This is a genomic window from Thermosipho globiformans (assembly GCF_003990895.1).
GTDB classification, from domain to species: domain Bacteria; phylum Thermotogota; class Thermotogae; order Thermotogales; family Fervidobacteriaceae; genus Thermosipho; species Thermosipho japonicus.
Genome location: NZ_BHXD01000038.1, coordinates 1 through 1,184 on the forward strand (window position 1 = coordinate 1; position 1,184 = coordinate 1,184).

General features: G+C 27.5%; 1 protein-coding gene. It reads right to left on the reverse strand.

Translation table 11 applies throughout. From position 1 onward, the window contains the following. Nucleotides 1–15: 15 nt before the first annotated feature. Nucleotides 16–1,184, reverse strand: a 1,169-nt coding sequence (locus EO083_RS09715) for a lipopolysaccharide biosynthesis protein (RefSeq protein ID WP_126994251.1), incomplete at its 5' end; no start/stop codon positions are given.

Here is a 1,184-nt window from a genome sequence, read left to right on the forward strand (position 1 = left end):
TACCCCCAAAGGTTATTATCTTTTTATCTGGCCTCTTACATAAGAAATTACATCTTTATATAGTAACAAATAAATAAGCAAAACTATCGCACAAAAGATATAATATATATAACTCACCTTAAAAAACGTACCAACACTTGCAATTATTACTATCAAAAATACTGATATATAAATTCTTTTCATTTTTATATTCATTGGATAATACTTTTGTGCAATAACTGTTCTTAAGGTAAAAAATACTACATATGAAAGTCCTGTAGAAATTGCTGCACCTTTTGCCCCAAGAAATGGCACAAGAATGCTATTACCCACAAAATTTACAAATGCAGAAACTCCAGTTATAACTATATGCCAATATGTTTTCTTGGAAAAATTAATTCCCAAAACTGTTGTTTCAGACAACATGTACATTATTGGGTAAAGAATTAAAAATGGTGCAATGTATGATGCTTCTCTATAACTTTTAGCAAAAAACAAAAATATCAAATCTTTAAAGACTAGAAGTAATAATCCAAAAACAAATAAAATCGCACTAATTAATGAATTTGCTTTTTCAAAAAAATTATCCGAACTATCTTCAGAATTATATTTTTCATATGCAAGAGGTGCCCAAAAGGTAGTAAATCCAACTTGAATAAGCTGCATAATCGACACTATTTTAAATGCTGCACTGTAAAGTCCTATTTCAGTAAAGGTTGAAAATTGCCTTAGTGAAATCCTATCAATCGATGAAAAAAGCCAATACAAAATCATCGATGGAATAAAAGGAATTCCATATTTTAAAAATTCTACTAGTTTTTCAAAATTTAACTTTGAAAAACTTCTAAATTGTTTGTCAATAAAGAATCCTACTAAAAGCGAAAATATATTCCCTATTATTTGCCCAAAAATAATTGCATAAAAACTTCTAGAAACAATTAATGCATATACTACCGTTCCTCCAAAATTTCCCAATGCTAAAATTACACTTATTAATGAAAACAAAAATCCTTTTTTTTGCATTCTAATTGAAAGCTGATTAAATCTTTGAAAAATTCCACTTAGAAGTGAAAATGCTAAAAGATAGCCAATCCCTTTGTAATAATCTCCATACAAAAAAATACTCAACGATTTTTCAAAAACTATAAAAAATAGAGAAACAAGGAATCCTAAAATAACTGAAGGAAAAAGACAAGACCAAAAGA